The sequence below is a fragment of the Georgenia halophila genome, assembly GCF_039541595.1.
Window position 1 is genome coordinate 203,141 of the sequence record NZ_BAABGN010000001.1, and the last position, 16,676, is coordinate 219,816.

Consider the following 16,676-nt stretch of genomic DNA (forward strand, 5'->3'; position numbering starts at 1 on the left):
GCTCCGGTTGGTATCTAGACCTGCCCCGGGATTGGGCGTCCCGCCCGAACCGCAGGCGACTCGAGGAAGTATATGGCCGGAGCGATCGTTCATGAATGGATCGCTGCTTCCGGCGGTTCCGAGAAGGTTCTCGACGCGATGGCGCAGGCCTTTCCCGACTCGGACATATTTACGCTCTGGAGCGATGCCCCGGACGGGTTCCCGACCCACCACGTGTACGAGTCTTGGCTTTCCAGGACCACCCTGAGGTACCACAAGGCTCTCGCGCTTCCGTTCCTGCCGGTGACGTGGCGTCGACTTACACCCCGACGGACGTACGACTGGGTGCTCGTGAGTTCCCACTTGTTTGCCCACCACGCGCGCTTCGTCGGCGCCGCAGGCGCACTTCCGAAGTTCGTCTATGTGCACACGCCGGCACGGTACATCTGGACGCCCGAGCTCGACTCCCGCGGGAGTGGGCCGCTGGCTAGCGTCGCCTCCTCGTACTTCAGGAGGCTTGACCGTAAGCGTGCTCGTGAACCACACCGGATAGCAGCCAACAGTGAGTATGTCCGCCAACGCATCCTTAACACGTGGCAGCGCGACGCTACGGTGATTCACCCTCCTGTCGACGTCGACAGAATCCGCGAGATTTCTGATTGGTGCCACAAGCTGTCACCAATGGAGTCAGACGTGATGGCGAGTGTCGGCACCGGTTATCTGCTCGGTGCGTCGCGGTTCGTGCGGTACAAGCGTCTCGACCTGGTGATCAGAACGGGTCAGGAGCTTGACATCCCCGTCGTGATAGCGGGGCGTGGCCCAGAGGAGGCAAGGCTCCGCGAGATCGCTGGGACGGGCTCCGTGCCCGTGACCTTTGTCAACGCCCCTTCCGATGCCTTGCTGTACGCGTTGTACCAGTCGGCGGGTGCGTTCGTCTTCCCTCCCGTCGAGGATTTCGGGATCATGCCGGTCGAGGCAATGGCATCCGGATGTCCGGTCGTGTCACTCGGTGAAGGCGGTGCCAAGGAGTCAGTCCGCGACGGTGTTTCTGGAGTGATCGCGCGCGACGACACAGTCGAGTCGATCGCCGAGGCCGCGGAAGAGGCGCTGCGGCTGCGCCGGTCGTCGATTCCCGAGACCGTCGCCCGATTCTCGTACGCACGGTTCGGGCAAGAGCTGAATGAGTGGCTCTCGGAGGGAACCGCATCGTGACAGAGAACGACACGTATGTCCTGGTCTTGGGAACGGCTGACTGGAACCAGCCGATCGCGACGAATCAGCACTACGCGGTACGGGAACTTTGCGCAGGAAGCCCGGCTCGGATCGCCTTCTTGGAGTCTCTAGGCCTCAGGCGACCCGAGTTCTCTCGGCGCGACCTGTCGCGCATGCTCGCCAGGGTCGCACGTCTGCGTGGTACGCGTGATGGCGGAGATAACCTACGGCGTCCGCTTCCTGCTGGCCTCGAGGTCGTCTCGCCGTTGGTCATCCCTCACCACCGCGGCCCCGCTCAGCAATTCAACCGCCGTGCGTTGACGCGGCAGGTCGCAGCCTGGCTCACTTGGCGTGGCCGAAAAGTCCTCTGGACCTACACGCCGGTGACATACGGCTTGGACCAGCAAGCCGACCATGTCGTCTATCACTGCGTAGACCTGCTGGCGCAGGTGCCCGGGATTGATAGCAGGCTCATTGAGCGTGGTGAGATGCGCCTTGCGTCACGGGGGTATGCTGCGGCCGCATCCAGTCCTGTGGTGAAAGACCACCTTGTCGACATTGGCTTCACGGACGTCTCGTTGTGGGAAAACGTTGCGGACACAGCAACGGTCCTCGAGTCGGAGCCACAGTCGTCCCAGCGAGTGCCAGGGCGCGTGGTGTTCGCCGGAAATCTGACACGCAACAAGGTCGACTTCGCCATTCTCCAAGATCTCGCTCGCATGGGCCTGGATGTCCGTGTGGCAGGTCCGTTCGCGGAAGGGGGAGGCAAGGAGAGTGACGCGTACCGCGCTCTCCTTGGTTCAGGGGTGAAACACCTCGGCATGCTGAGCCCCCGGGCGCTCGCCGAGGAGCTGTCGACCGCAGCCGTCGGCCTGATCCCGTACCGATCCAACGACTACACGCGCGGGGTGAGTCCCCTCAAGACGTTCGAATACCTAGCTGCCGGGCTTGCCGTTGTCTCGATCGGCGTTCCGTCGGTGCGGGCGATTCCTGGACATGTCGATGTGGTCGAAACACGCACCGACTTCCTCGAGCGTGTGAAGCTCCACAGTGCCGCTCCAACCACGGCCCAGATCATTGCGCGCGGACGAATCGCGGACGCCCACAGTTGGGGCCGACGGGGGATCCAGGTCCGGCGCGCGGCCGGACTCTCTGGGGCGGCCGATGTCGTCGGGTAGGGCAGCCGAGCAAAGCCGCTTCAGCACCTCATCAGCGGAATCTCGCCGAGAGAGCGGCTTAATCATCGTCGAGTCCAACAAGATGGGCGGCGCGGAGGGGTACATGGCACGCCTGTACGGACAGCTTCGACGCCATGGGAAGCAGGCAGAGGTCCTGGGCAACCTCCCAGGATGGTGCGAAGGGCAGGGGCATGTTCATCGTGAAGTCCCCCTAAGTCCGAAGTGGTCACGGCGGACGATCGCGCCCGGTCTGCTCAAAGTTCACGGTGAAGCACGGCGGGTACGCGCCCTGGTCGAGGACCTCTCACCCGACTGGATACACATGCAGTTCAAACGCGAGCAGATCGGTTTCTCGCGGTCGCTCGCTCAGATTGCGCCGGTGATCTGGACGGAACACGGAGTGCTTGCGTCCCGCTCGCCGCTGCGACCTGCTTACAAACTGGCAGCTCGTCACGTCTCGACCGTCATCTGCGTGTCCGAGCCCGTGGCTTCCTCGATCGAGGGCCTCGTGCCTCGATCGCGCATCCTCGTGATCGAGAATGCCGTCGACGCGCGCCAGCACCGGCCGCCGAGCACAGGAGAACGGCAAGCAGCGCGGGCGCAGCTGGGCGTTCACGACGACCGACACGTGATGCTGTGGGTCGGTCGCCTCGATCGAAGCAAGAGACCGGAACTGGCCATCTCGTACGCCAGGCGTCACCACGGAGACCATGTGGTCATCGCCGGCACCGGTCGTGAGAGTGGTGCCATCCGCTCCGCCGCGCAGACATTGCAGAACGTGACGGTGACCGGGCACATCACCGACATCTCACCACTCTTCCACGCTGCGGACCTCCTCATGTTCACGTCGACCGGTCGCGGTGAGGGCATGCCGACAGTCATCGTGGAAGCCGCTTCTTACGGTGTGCCCGTCGTGACCCACGCGCGGTCAGGCGCGGAGGAGATTGTCCGTGCGTCTGGCGGTGCTGTGGTCGCGAACGCAGACGACATGGACGAGTGGGCAAGAACGTTCCGCGCCTCTTGGCTGCAGAACATTGAACCGCGCCGGACATGGCTCAAGCACCACGAGCAGGGCTGGTGGGTGCAGCAGCACCTCAACGTCATCGAGTCGCTATAGCGCGGTACTGGTGTAAGCCCTCCAACGACACCCAACCGTCTCATCGATGAGTTCCGACAGCCACGGTGCCGGATCAGTACGTCCGGATCGGTCAACGGCGCTCGAGTGGGGAACCTTTGCGAGTCGCCCACCTGACCGCAAAGTCAGAGGCCGCTCGTCCCCCATGAACCGGCGCACCCGAGCGAGCGTGTCCACCGGACTTTCGCTGAGGTCTTCGTAGGACGTGACCAGGACCTTGCCAGGGGATGTCGTAGCGAGGTCGAACCATTTGCCGTAATACGCATCCCACTCGCGCAGCCATACGCGCAGCGCGTCGCGATTGTCACCGAATGTCGCCCTTGGTTCGATCCACCGATTCCTTCTCGCCCAGCGATGGATGCTCGGGAGCCAGTTGTCCGGGTGCTTGAAGATCACGACGTGCCGGATCCCGGGCAGGAAGTTCGCGGCGCTGTTGACCTGCTCGATGGTCTGGGCGCGTTCGTCGTTCAGAAACGCGCGGTCCATGACGATGGTGGATTTATCGTCCTGCCATCGGAAGTGCTTGTGCCGGGGATCGTCCCGTCGCGGGTCAACCGCGTTCTCGACGAAGTAGCCGGCCTCGACGAGCAAAGCACACAGGTAGTTCGTGCCAGCGCGTTGAATGCCCTGATGTGCAAGCCGGGGATCGTGGTTGAGTGAAGAACGAAAACGGTGCACCGCGGTTAGAGCCAGACGCCTACCAGTCGCATAGGCCGGTCGCACGAGTGGTTTAGCGTCCATCGCCTCAGCTCCGTGTGCTCGAGTCGTAGGTCCAGTCGATCGCATTGCCGCCGACCAACCCGCTCAACGCCTCAAGGTCGGGTGAGTAGATCTCCTCCAGAGCCTTGCGCACGTCCCGTTCAAGAGCGGCCGGTCGTGTGCCCGGACTAGACGCACGAACAGCGAGCTTCGTCAGTGCATGACCGGCAACCCGGGCAGCGGGGTTCGCGCTGACTTTCCGCCGATCTCCCCAACCAAGGTCCCGTGTCTTGAGGCGATGACCCAACTGGTGGAGGCGCAACAAACGCTCGTCGTACATCCCGACATTCTTTGGCTGCCCCGCAGCCGGCAACACCTTGGGGATCGGCACCCGAAGATGACGGCAACATGCGCTGATTACCCCCTCGAAGTCATCAAGGACCGCGCGCTGCGAGAGCAACAAGAACCGTTCACGTGGGAAATGGTCGAACCATTGGCGAAGGAAACGACCGTAGAGCCCGAACTGAATAACGGACGTGAGCGTGGAAACCTCCCCGCCATGAAACCTGTCCACGGCTACCCGCATGCCGCCGTTCAGCGTACGATACGGTAGCCGCGCATGGCGGACGAGGTGATAGTGAGCAGACACCGCACGACTAATGGGCTCCCTTAGCACGACGATGAAGCGGGCTTCTGGGAGCGCCTTCGACACTCGAGCGAGTATGTCCTGCCGGCACAGGATGTCTGGTCGCTTGATCCCGTTAACCGTCGAAGGGCTGCCCATGGCGAGCCATGGCCTCTGCTCGAACTCCGGGTCTTCGAAGAACGGGCTCTCTCGTGCGGGCATGTAGACGCCCGGAACCTTCCGTAGGCCATCTTGGACGCTTGTCGTCGCGGCCTTCTGAGCGCCGAGGATGATGAAGTCGAGTGTCAAGACCGAGTACTCCTGACCTGGTTCTGTTGTGCCACACCGTGAGTGCTACAAAGGGCAGAAACCAAAAAGGCATCGGGGCGGTTCCGTTCAAGGTTCCGCGAAAGATGATCATGTATCCACCCGGAGATTTGTCCATACGGTCTCTTGTCGGAAACTGCGGTTTGCCAGAGCCCCTTCCAGTGAAATTTGCCGCGCATTGTGGCCGAAGTCGCTGTGCCGTTGCGTCGGGACCGAGAATCGACGAAGATTTCGCCGACCGCGTACGAAAGCTGGGCGATGCACAAGATGACGTAACCCTGCACCAGCGGGCGAGCGGTATAAATTGAGTAGTACGGTAAGGTTGAGATTGATATTTGTACGTACGTCGGGAGTGCGATGAAGAAGAGAAAAAAGAAACTCACTAGCAGAGAGACGCCACCTCTTCGGGAGTGGAGGATGACGTAGGCGTAAAGGGCTGCGTTCGCGACGATGTATGTGCGTTGGGTGAGAGCTAAGGCATCGCCGGCTTGCAGCAGCAGACCGATGAGCAGCGTTACACATAGAATTGCCAAGCCGCACGCATGAAGGACCCGCGCGACGGCGTCAAGCGCATCGCGCCCCTTGAAGGCGCGTCGAGCCCCGGCAGTGATGGCGAGCGGTTGTGCCACGGGTGGCTCCGTCTCCGGGTTGACTATGCGTGTCGGCAGCGGCTGCGGCACTGGCATTCGCCGGGCTCTCCGGCGTCGCGCGACAGTTTGCGGTCGCTCCTGCTCGCGCCAGATCTCGGCCAAGTATATGGTCCAGCACCGAGGTCGTTCTTATGCGGCAGCCCGGAACGCATCGCATTGCCCTGCATCGCGTGGGCACCTGGAGCCAGGAGGTGACCGCCTGTGCGCACGTGGTAATCCTAAACGTGTACGAACGGTGTGCGAGACTACCGGAGCCGATACCGGCGGATTGTGGGAGGGTGCATGGAGCTTCGTGACTACGTGACTGTCCTGCGGAGTCGGTGGCTGCTTGCATCCCTTGTGGCAGTGTCAACGATTGCCGCCACAGCTCTCGTGACGTTGCTTATGACTCCGAGCTACACGGCCGAGACTCGGATGTACTTCTCGATCCAGGGCGAGCACTCGATTGCGGAGCTGCAGCAGGGGAGCACGTTTACACAGGCGCAGCTGAGTTCGTACGCAGAGGTCGCGACGTCGCCGTTCGTTCTGGAGCCGGTTATCGAGGAGATGGGCCTCGATGCCACGCCGGGGCAGTTGGCCGAGCGACTCACCGTGGACGTACCGCCGGGAACAACGATCTTGACGATCACGTCCTCGGACCAGGACGCACACCAAGCAGCGACACTGGCGAACGCCGTTGCCGCCGAACTCTCCAGGGCGGCCTCGGAGCTCTCGCCGAGTCAGGCAGACGGCATGGAGCCTGTCTCGGCCACGATCGTCTCGCCTGCCGTGGCGCCGTCGTCGCCGTCGTCACCAAACGTCGTGCTCAACCTTGCCCTAGGTCTGGTCATCGGCGTGGTGCTCGGCGTCGCTGCAGCCGTACTTCGCCACATGCTGGACACTAAGGTGCGCGACCAGGAGGACGTGGCGGATGTCACGGACTCCCCGGTCGTGGGCGTGGTTTCGTTCGAGCCCGACAAGGCGACGCAGCACATCTTTATGGACAGCGACCCCATGGGGGTACGTGCCGAAGCCGTCCGCCGGCTACGAACGAACCTGCAGTTCTACAACGTCGACCGGAGTTCCATCTCGGTGGTCGTCACTTCGTCCGTGCCGGGCGAGGGCAAGTCGATCACCTCGGTAAACCTGGCGGTAGCACTAGCGGACGCCGGTGCTCGCGTGCTGCTCGTCGACGGCGACCTGAGGCGTCCGTCTCTCGCCGAGTACACCGGCTTGGAGGGTGGCGCCGGTCTGACCACCGTCCTGATCGGACGCGCCGAGCTGGAGGATGTCGTCCAGCCCTGGCGGCAGTCCTCGCTGTGGATCGTCCCCGCGGGACCAACCCCTCCCAACCCGAGCGAGCTGCTGGGCTCCGCGACGATGGCGGAGTTCATGGAACGGGCGTCGGCGATGTACGACGTGGTCCTCTACGACAGTCCGCCCCTTCTGCCGGTCACGGATGCGGCAGTCCTGTCGCGAAGAGCCGCGGGGACGCTCGTCGTGGCGGGGGCCGACCGGATCCACCGGGCACAGCTGCGTGAGTCGCTGTCCATGTTGGAAGCGGTCGGGGCGCGCGTCATAGGTGTCGCGTTGAACAAGGTTCAGCAGAGCCGCTTGCGTCAGCGCTACTACTACGGCACGTACGGTTCCGACGATGACGGCGGCGGCCGCAGCCGTCCCGGTCCGGCCCCGTCCGAGCCGCGTGAGGTCCAGCGACGGGCCAAGCGAACGCTCAGCAGCCAGGGTTCGACGCGGGCGAAGGCCCAAGCCGATGGATCACGCACCCAGGAAGTTCCGAATGCCCAACCAGTTTCGGGCCGTGGGGCCGCTACCTCCTCGGAGTCATCGCGAACCACCTGGCCGGGGCGTCCGTTGTCCGGGGAGCGACGAGGAGGCTGAGCTTCGCTCAGCCTCTAGGACCGGGTGTCTGCGTCGCCGCTGGGAACGCGGAGACGACCTGCCGGTCTTTAAGTGCGTCGAGCACATGCTCGAGAGCCGACGTGACGTCTAGGTCGGTGGTGTTCACGACGACATCCGAATCCACGGGCACCTCGTAGGGTGAGGAAATGCCGGTGAAGTCGGAGATCTCGCCCCTGCGTGCCCGTGCGTACAACCCCTTGCGGTCTCGACGCTCACACTCCTCGAGCGGCGTGGAGACATGGACGAGGACGAAAGTCGCGTTGCCGGCCTCGACCATCCGGCGTACCTCGCGACGCGTTGAGTCGAATGGCGCAATCGGGCTGCACACTGCCATGCCGCCGTGGCGAGCTATCTCTGCGGCGACCCAGCCGATACGGCGGATGTTCGTCTCGCGGTCCTCTGTCGAGAAGGTGAGGCCCTTGGAGAGGTTGCGGCGCACGACGTCACCGTCGAGGGAGGTGATTCGACGTTCGCCGGTCTCCGCGACGTGGTTCACCAACGCAGTGGCGAGCGTGGATTTGCCGCTCCCAGACAGGCCGGTGAAGAACACGACCGCGCCTCGGTCCAACCCTTGCGGGTTCTCGGCTGCGACGATCCCGCGCACATTCGCCGGCAGCGGGCCCCCACTCGTCGGGACGACGACATCGGCTCCAGGCGCGTAGGACTCGAGCAGGCGGTCGAGCAGTGCGGCGTCCATGCTGCCGTTGTCGTGACGGGCGAGAGGTGCCGCCAAGACGACCGCGTCCTCGACTGGTTCCGCGGCAGCCCGGGTAGCTCTAACCAGACCGGCCGCCGAGAGATTCTGCGGCGTTCCGTGCCCCGTGAGGCAGAGAAAGAGTATCCGGCCCCCGTTTGCTGCCCGGCCGGCCGCAATGATGTCGTCCTCGGACGGGGCGGAGTCGACCGGCACGACCACAGTGGACGGTCCGTACTGCTCGCGGGCCTGCATCGCGGGGACGTAAAGATGGTGAAAAGGGCGGCTGGCGGCTTCGCCGGTGTGCTGGACGTCCCCGACCACTCCCGTGCCGCCCTCGTGCGCATAGGTCGCCGTGATTGTGACGGAGGCCAATGTCGTGCCCTCGGGATCCACGAGTTGGAGCCGCCCCGTGGCGTTGTCGGCGACCGGCTGGGGGACGACGAGCATCGGACCGGTCTCGGGGCCGGCGAATCGTGGCTCCGGACCGAGCGCACCGAGGCGCATCAGTTCCAAGTCATCGAGCTCGCGTGCTGTCGGTGTGTATTTGGGCACGGCGCTCCAAGAATCGGCCACGCCGGCCATTGTGCCAGCAGGTTTTGAGCCGATGTCGTGCGTGCGAGCATGTCGGCCTGGAGGCCGATCGGCCGCTACTGTGGCTGCGGCAACTGATGAGAGGCAACGTACTTGATGCGCACGCATGCTGACTACCGGCTGAGCCAGCTGGACGAGCTGGAGTCGGAATCGATTCACATCTTCCGTGAGGTGGCGGCTGAGTTCGAGAAGCCGGTCCTCATGTTCTCCGGCGGCAAGGACTCCATCGTCATGCTCCGCCTGGCGGAGAAGGCGTTCTACCCGGCCCGGATCCCGTTCCCTGTCCTGCAGGTCGACACGGGTTACGACTTCCCGGAGGTCCTCGAGACACGCACCAACTGGGTCGACCGGCTCGGCCTGCGGCTGATCGTGGCTTCTGTCGAGGAGGCCATCAGGGACGGCATCGTCGTCGACGACGGCAGGACCAGCCGCAACCGGCTCCAGATCGGCACTCTGCTCAACATCATCGAGCAGAACGGCTTCACGGCCGCGTTCGGCGGCGGTCGCCGCGACGAGGAGAAGGCACGCGCCAAGGAGCGCGTCTACTCGCACCGCGACGAGTTCGGTCAGTGGGACCCGAAGAACCAGCGGCCCGAGCTCTGGTCGCTCTACAACGGCAAGCTCCACGAGGGCGAGCACATGCGGGTGTTCCCGCTGTCCAACTGGACAGAGCTGGACATCTGGGACTACATCGGCCGCGAGGGCGTCGAGATCCCGTCGATCTACTTCGCGCACCAGCGCCGCGTCTTCCAGCGGGACGGCATGCTGCTTACCGCGAGCGAGTACAACCCCCTTCGCGACGGCGAGGTGGTCGAGGAGCGTACGGTCCGCTTCCGGACGGTAGGAGACCTCACCCTCACCGGATGCCTCGAGTCCACGGCATCGACGGTTCCGGAGATCATCGAGGAGATCGCGGTGGCCAAGGTCACCGAGCGCGGCGCCACCCGAGGTGACGACCGCTTCTCCGAAGCGGCGATGGAAGACCGCAAGCGAGAGGGTTATTTCTAGATGGATCTGCTCAGGTTCGCCACCGCCGGCTCGGTGGATGACGGCAAGTCGACCCTCATCGGCCGCCTGCTGCTCGACTCCAAGTCGATCTTCGAGGACCAGATGGCCTCGGTCGAGGCCACCTCGCAGTCGAAGGGCTACGACTACACCGACCTCGCGCTGCTCACCGACGGCCTTCGCTCCGAGCGCGAGCAGGGCATCACGATCGACGTCGCCTACCGCTACTTCGCGACACCGAAGCGCAAGTTCATCATCGCGGACACCCCCGGCCACGTGCAGTACACCCGCAACATGGTCACCGGTGCCTCGACGGCAGACCTCGGCCTCGTTCTTGTCGACGCCCGCGCCGGCCTGACCGAGCAGTCCCGGCGTCACGCCGTGCTGCTCTCACTTCTGCGGGTGCCGCACCTCGTGCTTGCGGTCAACAAGATGGACCTCGTGAACTACGACGAGAAGGTCTACCAGGACATCTACGACGAGTTCACCGCGTTCTCGACGAAGCTGAGTATCCCGGATCTCGAGGTCATCCCGATCTCCGCCCTCAACGGTGACAACGTCGTGAACCGATCGGCCAACATGCCCTGGTACGACGGCTCGTCTCTCATGCACCACCTCGAGAACGTTCACGTGGCCTCGGACCGCGACCTCATCGACGCACGTCTTCCTGTGCAGTACGTCATCCGCCCGAAGTCCGAGGAGCACCACGACTACCGGGGTTACGCCGGTCAGCTCGCCGGCGGCATCCTCAAGCCCGGCGACGAGGTGATGGTCCTGCCGAGCGGCCTGACCAGCAAGGTGGCCGGCATCGACGTGTTCGACCGCGAGGTGGACGAGGCCTTCCCTCCGATGTCGGTGACCGTCCGGCTCGAGGACGACATCGACGTCTCGCGCGGCGACATGATCTGCCGGCCCCGCAACGCACCGACACCCGCGCAGAACATCGACGCGATGGTCTTCTGGATGACCACTGCGCCGCTCAAGACGCGGCAGAAGCTCGCCATCAAGCACACCACGCGCAATGTGCGCGCCTTGGTCAAGGACATCCAGTACCGGCTGGATATCAACAGCCTCCACCGGGACCAAGAGGCCACCGAGCTCGGTCTCAACGAGATCGGTCGCGTGCAGCTGCGCGTCACCGCGCCGCTTCTCTGCGACAGTTACGAGGACAACCGCACTACCGGTTCCTTCATCCTCGTCGACGAGACGACCGGCAACACCGTTGGTGCCGGTACGATCCTCGGGGCAGACTAAGTGCCCGACGACCACTCCTTCGCGGCCGACCTCGCGACGTCAGCCGGTCAGGTTCTGCTGAACACTCGCAGTGAGGTCGTGGCCTCCGGTACCGCGGGCGGCAAGGCCCTGGCGAAGATGGGGGATGCGACCGCACAGGAGCACATCGCCGCACGGCTGGCCGCGGAGCGCCCGGACGACGCCGTGCTGTCCGAAGAGGCTGCTGACGACCCGGTCCGCCTTAGTCGAGAGCGCGTATGGATCATCGACCCGCTTGACGGCACTCGCGAGTACTCCGAAGATCGGCACGACTGGGCCGTTCATGTCGCACTCTGGGAGTGTGGTGCGCTCACGGCCGGCGCCGTCGCACTGCCTGGGCTGAACGCCACGCTGAGTACCGCGGGTCCCTTCTCGGGTCTCGGCGCACCCGCCGAGCCCGTCCGGCTAGCAGTCTCCCGCAGTCGCGCGTCCGATCTGGTCCTGACCGTTGCCGAGCGTATCGGAGCAGAGCTTGTCCCCATGGGGTCGGCCGGGTACAAGGTCAGTGCAGTGGTTAGGGGTGAGGTCGATGCGTACATTCACTCCGGCGGTCAGTATGAATGGGACTCTGCAGCACCCGTCGCCGTCGCTGCGGCGGCAGGGCTCCACACGAGTCGGATCGACGGCTCGTCGTTGGAATACAACCGCAAGGACCCATACCTGCCGGATCTACTGGTCTGCGGACCGCGGCTGGCCGACAAGCTGCTCCGGGTTCTCGCGTCGATCTGACGGCGGTGCAGGTTTCCATTTGGTGTCGACGGCGGAAATTCTCGGTCGAGTTCCCAGTTCGCCGCTGTCGAGGTGGGGTGAGACGACGTATTGGCGCTATGCCGCCCAAACTGCAAAGTAGACAACGGAGCTGGAATCAAGCCAGCCCCTGTCTTGTTCTGGGAAGATGTGCACATGCCACGTAAGCGGAGGTCCTACAGCGAGCGCGTGCGATTCTGGCGACGTGTCGAGTACGTCGCGCTCGGCGTGATGGTGATCGCTACGGCAGTCCTCCTGTACGCGCTGTTCAGTTGACAGTGGCGGAAGCGGCGAAGTCGTGACGAGTACCTCTGGACGTGGCGCGCACCGACGTCCATCGCGGCCGCGGCCGCGCCGCGGCTTGATCGCCTGGACCGTCGGGCTGCTCGGCGAGGTCATGGTGACCGCGGGTGTCCTGCTCGGACTGTTCGTCGTCTGGCAGGTCTTCTGGACGGATGTCCAGAGCTCGCGGGCGGCGCAGGATGCGGTTGAACGGATGCACGAGTCGTATGAGCCGCCCGCCGCGACTGGTGAGCAGCCGACGGGGCCGCAGACGGGCGCTCCACCCGTCATCGACGCCCCTGCGGAAGGGACCGACTTCGGGATCCTTCATGTCCCCAGATGGGGAGAGGACCACGAGCTGCCGATCGCCGAGGGCGTCGGCCTCCACGATGTCCTGAACACCGGCGCCGCCGGGCACTACCCGAGTACGTCGATGCCCGGGGAGGTCGGCAACTTCGCGCTCGCCGCACACCGGCAGACATACGGTGCCGCCTTCCACAAGATCGACCAGCTCCAGAACGGTGACCAGATCGTCGTGTGGACCCCGAAGGCCTGGCTGGTCTACGAAGTGAGCGAGAGCTACGTCGTCACACCGGACCAGACGGACGTGGTCGCACCCGTGCCCGGCAACGCCGGGGCGGAAGCCACCGAACGAGTCATCACCCTCACCACGTGCCACCCGCTCTGGAGCACCCGCGAGCGGTACATCGTTCACGGTGAGTTCGTCGAGTGGTACGCGCCCAGCCCGGCCGATGACATGCCCGAGGAACTCAGGGAGAATGTCTGATGTACGCAATGATCTGGCGTCTGTTGCCAGGACCCTCATGGTTCAAGGCGATCGAAGCTCTCGTGCTGCTCGCTGTGATCGTCGCGGCGCTGTTCACCTGGGTGTATCCATGGGCCGCCGAGCAGCTGAACCTTCTGGACAGCACCGTCGTGGGCGAGGGCGGATAGGGCCAGCAGTCAGCCGACTTCCATCAGCCCGGCCGAGCTCAACGCGGTATAGACCCCGAGCAGAAGGATCGCCACGGCACTGACCGTGAGCGCCGCCGTCGAGAACCGTCCTCCACGGAGCTCAGGATCGACATAGCGGAACCGCAGGTACCAGGCCGCCACGGCGACGGCCGCCAGGAAGATCCCGCCGGCGACACCTCCGATGAGAATCATGACAAAGGGCGCCGCGATCCACATATAGGTCAGCAGCCAGATCACCGGTAGCGCGACGATGAAGACCCGCATCCACCGGTTCCGCCGCCGGGCGTCCGTCCAGTCGAACATCCCGAGGATGCTCATGGCGTTCGCCCATGAACGCGACCACGACGGGATCGCCGCCCATATCGTCGAGCCGAGCGCGGCGACCGCGCCCAGGAGGTAGACGATACGGCCCCAGTCACCGAGCACCGATGAGTACGTCTGGGACAGGATCCTGATCATGTCGTTCCCGGCCGGCGACAACCCCTGAGGGTTCAGGACCGCGGCGCCCATGATGTAGAACGCCATCGTGCTCACCGTATAGATGCCCCACGAGACGACGGCGTCGCGCTGCATCACTGCGATCCACCCGCGCGCCCGGCGCCGGTACTCCGGTGAGCCATCGTTCGGGCCCGACCAGCGCGCATACCCCTTCTCGAGGCACCAGTACGTGTACGCCGTGATCTCTTCCGAGGCCACACCGGTCAGCCCGAACATCGCGAGCGCGACACCGATGGCGCCGGCTGGCAGCGACATGGACAGGCCGGAGGCGAGGTCCCCGCCGCTGTAGGCGAAATCGGTCGCTGGGAGCCCCAAGGTGATCACCAGGGTCACCACCACGAACAGCAACGTCAGGAACACCGCGACCTTCTCGATGAGCCCGTACTTGTTGGCATAGAGGCTCACCACCGCGACGACCGTGACGACGATCGCCCAGATGGTCAACGACGTGGTCTCCAGCGGCGCGGAGCCGATGGGGAACAGGAGACTCAACGCGGCCGCCATGCCGCCGATGAGGCCGCCCGTCTGGACGAGCTTGGACAACGCCAGGAGAGCCCAGAGGATGAAGACCCAGCTGATGTTGCGAAAGCGCGGCGGAACCCGTGTGTAGCCCTCCATCGCACCCAGGCCCGTGGCGATGGAGTACCGCGCCATCTCCACCTGGACGGCAACCTTGACCAGGGTCGAGAAGACCACCAGCCACAGCAGGACGAAACCCGCCTGCGCCCCCAGGGCGGTCGCGGTGATCAGCTCACCGGCGCCGACGATGGACGCCGAGACGATCAGGCCGGGTCCGAAGAACCGGACCGAGCCCCGCCACGTGGTCGGGGGTTCCCGGGTCCCCGCGGGATCGAGGTGGTAAGGATCGCCGCTGACGACCGTGCGCTCGGGCTGCCGGTCAGCTTGCTCGGTCATCCGTCCCCAACGATTGCGCGGATCGAGTCGCCCGTCGAACCTAGTTCCACGCGCCGTGGTTGTCGCGGCGTGGGCGCCACCACAACGGTTACCCGTGGTAATTAGTGTAGGTAATGAGATAAGGTAATGGCCGATGGCTGAATCGACCCCGACTTCGACTCCGCAGCGCGGTCCCGAGCGAAGGCCGGATCTGGCGACGAACCTCCGGGTGGCGGTCCTCCGCCTGTCCAGGCGCTTGCGGAACGAATCCACGCTCGAGGTGAGCGAGGCCCAGCACTCGGTGCTGTCGGCGCTGTTCCACCTCGGGCCCATGACGCCGGGAAAGCTCGCCGAGCACGACCATGTCCAGCGCCCCTCGATGACCCGCACCGTCGCCTCGCTGGAGGAGCGCGGTCTGGTGACCCGCGAGACCGATCCGGTGGACAAGCGCAGCGTCGTCGTGGACGTCACCGCGGAGGGTCGGGCACTCGTCAAGGAGATCAAGCGACGCCGCAACGCCTGGCTGGACAAGCGGCTCGCCAAACTCACGGCGGCGGAACGTCAGGTGGTTGCCGAGGCGGCCGCCATCTTGCGACGGATGGTGGAGCAGTGAGCCGGACGTTCTACTCGCTGCGCTACTTCAACTACCGCCTGTGGTTCGCCGGTGCCCTCGTCGCCAACGTCGGCACCTGGATGCAGCGCGTCGCCCAGGACTGGCTCGTGCTGACGGTGCTCACCGACGACTCCGGGCTGGCCATCGGCATCGTCACCGGGCTGCAGTTCCTGCCCATCCTCCTCCTCAGCCCCTACGCCGGTCTGCTGGCCGACCGCCTGCCTCGGCGCAAGCTGCTGATGGCCACGCAGGGCGGGATGGGACTCCTCGCAGCGGGCCTCGGCCTCCTCGTGCTCACCGGCCACGCGGAGCTCTGGCACGTCTATGGCTTTGCGCTGCTCCTCGGGGTCTTCTCCGCACTCGACGCGCCCGTGCGTCAGACGTTCGTCGCCGAGCTGGTTCCCGGCCCCGATCTGCCGAACGCGGTGGGGTTGAACTCGGCGTCCTTCAACGCCGCACGCCTCCTCGGCCCCGGCGTGGCCGGGTTCCTGATCGCTGCCGTCGGATCTGGCTGGGTGTTCGTCGTCAACGCGTTCACGTTCGCCGCGACGATCCTGGCTCTGGCCGCCATGCGAAAGCCCGAGCTGCTCGGGATGCCGCACAGCAGCAGAGGCAAGGGCCAGCTCCGTGCCGGCGTCGCGTACGTCCGCCGCCGCGGCGACATCTCGACGATCCTGGTGGTTGTCGGTGTCGTCGGAGCCTTTGGCCTGAACTTCCAGATGACCAGCGCCGTCATGGCCCGCGAGGAGTTCGGTGTGGGACCGGCGGACTACGGAGTTCTCGGTTCGATCCTGGCCATCGGTTCGCTCGGGGGTGCTCTGCTGGCGGCACGGCGCAGGCATCCGCGGGTTCGGCTCGTCATTCTCGCCGCGATCGCGTTCGGCGCCTCGATGTGTGTGCAGGCCGTCATGCCGACGTACGAGCTCTACGCCGTCATGTGCGTACCGGTCGGCTTCTTCTCGCTCACCATGATGACGACGGCCAACAGCACGGTGCAGATGTCCACCGAGCCCGAGATGCGCGGGCGGGTGATGAGCCTCTACATGATGGTCTTCCTGGGCACCACACCGATCGGCGCCCCGATCGTCGGGTGGATCGCCGAGGAGTTCGGACCACGCTGGTCGGTCGGCGTCGGCGGGATCGCCTCGGTCCTCATCGCCGTGATCGCCGGACTATGGGTCAAGCGATCGTGGCACGTCCACTTCCAGTACTCCTTGCGACACCGTCCCCATCTGGTCATGGTCGGCCCTCGTGAGCGGTCTACTCGGGCGGCGGAACGGGAGGAGAGGGAGCGCACGCGCCACGAGCTCGGCGCGCAGGAGGCTCGTCAATCGAGCGAGACTGCCTAGGGACCCGACGAGAGCGGTTCCGGAGGACGGCCTCCGCTTAGAGGGACCA

The 16,676-nt window shown here is 65.0% G+C and carries 16 protein-coding genes; 11 read left to right on the top strand and 5 right to left on the bottom strand.

Going from position 1 to position 16,676, the window contains the following annotated elements:
* The first annotated feature begins 72 nt into the window (after positions 1 to 72).
* The 3 genes from ABD907_RS00930 to ABD907_RS00940 all read left to right on the top strand — a co-directional run bounded on the left by ABD907_RS00930 (position 73) and on the right by ABD907_RS00940 (position 3,486).
* Complete coding sequence (locus tag ABD907_RS00930; protein ID WP_345214609.1) at positions 73 to 1,191, top strand: glycosyltransferase; 1,119 nt, start codon at positions 73 to 75, stop codon at positions 1,189 to 1,191.
* Positions 1,188 to 2,369: a glycosyltransferase family protein gene (locus ABD907_RS00935; protein ID WP_345214610.1), complete on the top strand. Its 1,182-nt coding sequence runs from the start codon at positions 1,188 to 1,190 to the stop codon at positions 2,367 to 2,369. The genes ABD907_RS00930 and ABD907_RS00935 overlap by 4 nt, the downstream gene beginning before the upstream one ends.
* Before the next feature lie 82 nt (positions 2,370 to 2,451).
* Entirely contained in the window at positions 2,452 to 3,486 is a 1,035-nt protein-coding gene (locus ABD907_RS00940) for a glycosyltransferase family 4 protein (RefSeq protein ID WP_345214611.1), read from the top strand.
* On the opposite strand, the gene ABD907_RS00945 is transcribed toward ABD907_RS00940, so the two are convergent.
* Genes ABD907_RS00945 through ABD907_RS00955 form a run of 3 tightly spaced genes read right to left on the bottom strand, consistent with a single transcriptional unit; the run spans position 3,481 to position 5,784 of the window.
* Positions 3,481 to 4,245, bottom strand: coding sequence for a hypothetical protein (locus tag ABD907_RS00945; RefSeq protein WP_345214612.1), 765 nt, complete (start codon positions 4,243 to 4,245; stop codon positions 3,481 to 3,483). The genes ABD907_RS00940 and ABD907_RS00945 overlap by 6 nt on opposite strands.
* 4 nt (positions 4,246 to 4,249) lie before the next feature.
* Entirely contained in the window at positions 4,250 to 5,137 is an 888-nt protein-coding gene (locus tag ABD907_RS00950) for a sulfotransferase (RefSeq protein ID WP_345214613.1), read from the bottom strand.
* Entirely contained in the window at positions 5,134 to 5,784 is a 651-nt protein-coding gene (locus ABD907_RS00955; RefSeq protein WP_345214614.1) for a hypothetical protein, read from the bottom strand. The genes ABD907_RS00950 and ABD907_RS00955 overlap by 4 nt, the downstream gene beginning before the upstream one ends.
* A gap of 303 nt (positions 5,785 to 6,087) precedes the next feature.
* On the opposite strand from ABD907_RS00955, the gene ABD907_RS00960 reads away from it, so the two are divergent.
* The gene (locus tag ABD907_RS00960; RefSeq protein ID WP_345214615.1) at positions 6,088 to 7,683 is read left to right on the top strand and encodes a tyrosine-protein kinase domain-containing protein; all 1,596 of its coding nucleotides are present in this window, start codon (positions 6,088 to 6,090) and stop codon (positions 7,681 to 7,683) included.
* Positions 7,684 to 7,690: 7 nt separating this feature from the next.
* On the opposite strand, the gene cysC is transcribed toward ABD907_RS00960, so the two are convergent.
* Positions 7,691 to 8,983 (bottom strand): adenylyl-sulfate kinase, encoded by a 1,293-nt coding sequence (cysC, locus tag ABD907_RS00965; RefSeq protein ID WP_345214616.1) that lies wholly within the window; start codon positions 8,981 to 8,983, stop codon positions 7,691 to 7,693.
* A gap of 105 nt (positions 8,984 to 9,088) precedes the next feature.
* Between cysC and cysD the strand changes: the two genes are divergently transcribed.
* The 5 genes from cysD (at position 9,089) to ABD907_RS00990 (ending at position 13,252) form a co-directional block, all read left to right on the top strand.
* The gene (gene cysD, locus ABD907_RS00970; RefSeq protein ID WP_345214617.1) at positions 9,089 to 10,000 is read left to right on the top strand and encodes a sulfate adenylyltransferase subunit CysD; all 912 of its coding nucleotides are present in this window, start codon (positions 9,089 to 9,091) and stop codon (positions 9,998 to 10,000) included.
* Positions 10,001 to 11,251 (top strand): sulfate adenylyltransferase subunit 1, encoded by a 1,251-nt coding sequence (locus ABD907_RS00975; RefSeq protein WP_345214618.1) that lies wholly within the window; start codon positions 10,001 to 10,003, stop codon positions 11,249 to 11,251. It abuts the gene before it with no gap.
* The gene (locus ABD907_RS00980) at positions 11,252 to 11,998 is read left to right on the top strand and encodes a 3'(2'),5'-bisphosphate nucleotidase CysQ (protein ID WP_345214619.1); all 747 of its coding nucleotides are present in this window, start codon (positions 11,252 to 11,254) and stop codon (positions 11,996 to 11,998) included.
* A gap of 379 nt (positions 11,999 to 12,377) precedes the next feature.
* Complete coding sequence (locus ABD907_RS00985) at positions 12,378 to 13,085, top strand: class E sortase (protein WP_345214620.1); 708 nt, start codon at positions 12,378 to 12,380, stop codon at positions 13,083 to 13,085.
* Positions 13,085 to 13,252 carry a hypothetical protein gene (locus ABD907_RS00990; protein ID WP_345214621.1) on the top strand — a complete coding sequence of 56 codons (168 nt, stop codon included), beginning with the start codon at positions 13,085 to 13,087 and terminating at the stop codon, positions 13,250 to 13,252. Before ABD907_RS00985 ends, ABD907_RS00990 begins: the two co-directional genes overlap by 1 nt.
* A 9-nt stretch (positions 13,253 to 13,261) precedes the next feature.
* On the opposite strand, the gene ABD907_RS00995 is transcribed toward ABD907_RS00990, so the two are convergent.
* On the bottom strand, positions 13,262 to 14,686 hold the full coding sequence (locus ABD907_RS00995; protein WP_345214622.1) for an Nramp family divalent metal transporter: 1,425 nt from the start codon (positions 14,684 to 14,686) through the stop codon (positions 13,262 to 13,264).
* Positions 14,687 to 14,819: 133 nt separating this feature from the next.
* Between ABD907_RS00995 and ABD907_RS01000 the strand changes: the two genes are divergently transcribed.
* Positions 14,820 to 15,278 carry a MarR family winged helix-turn-helix transcriptional regulator gene (locus tag ABD907_RS01000; protein ID WP_345214623.1) on the top strand — a complete coding sequence of 153 codons (459 nt, stop codon included), beginning with the start codon at positions 14,820 to 14,822 and terminating at the stop codon, positions 15,276 to 15,278.
* Entirely contained in the window at positions 15,275 to 16,627 is a 1,353-nt protein-coding gene (locus tag ABD907_RS01005) for an MFS transporter (protein WP_345214624.1), read from the top strand. Before ABD907_RS01000 ends, ABD907_RS01005 begins: the two co-directional genes overlap by 4 nt.
* Positions 16,628 to 16,676: the final 49 nt, after the last annotated feature.

What these genes read in the sequence shown, in the direction of transcription:
- ABD907_RS00930 (WP_345214609.1), top strand. Translation starts at nt 73, where the DNA reads ATGGCCGGAGCGATCGTTCATGAATGGATCGCTGCTTCCGGCGGTTCC.
- ABD907_RS00940 (WP_345214611.1), top strand. Translation starts at nt 2,452, where the DNA reads ATGGGCGGCGCGGAGGGGTACATGGCACGCCTGTACGGACAGCTTCGA.
- ABD907_RS00945 (WP_345214612.1), bottom strand. Translation starts at nt 4,245, where the DNA reads ATGGACGCTAAACCACTCGTGCGACCGGCCTATGCGACTGGTAGGCGT.
- ABD907_RS00960 (WP_345214615.1), top strand. Translation starts at nt 6,088, where the DNA reads ATGGAGCTTCGTGACTACGTGACTGTCCTGCGGAGTCGGTGGCTGCTT.
- cysC (WP_345214616.1), bottom strand. Translation starts at nt 8,983, where the DNA reads ATGGCCGGCGTGGCCGATTCTTGGAGCGCCGTGCCCAAATACACACCG.
- cysD (WP_345214617.1), top strand. Translation starts at nt 9,089, where the DNA reads ATGCGCACGCATGCTGACTACCGGCTGAGCCAGCTGGACGAGCTGGAG.
- ABD907_RS00975 (WP_345214618.1), top strand. Translation starts at nt 10,001, where the DNA reads ATGGATCTGCTCAGGTTCGCCACCGCCGGCTCGGTGGATGACGGCAAG.
- ABD907_RS00990 (WP_345214621.1), top strand. Translation starts at nt 13,085, where the DNA reads ATGTACGCAATGATCTGGCGTCTGTTGCCAGGACCCTCATGGTTCAAG.
- ABD907_RS00995 (WP_345214622.1), bottom strand. Translation starts at nt 14,686, where the DNA reads ATGACCGAGCAAGCTGACCGGCAGCCCGAGCGCACGGTCGTCAGCGGC.
- ABD907_RS01000 (WP_345214623.1), top strand. Translation starts at nt 14,820, where the DNA reads ATGGCTGAATCGACCCCGACTTCGACTCCGCAGCGCGGTCCCGAGCGA.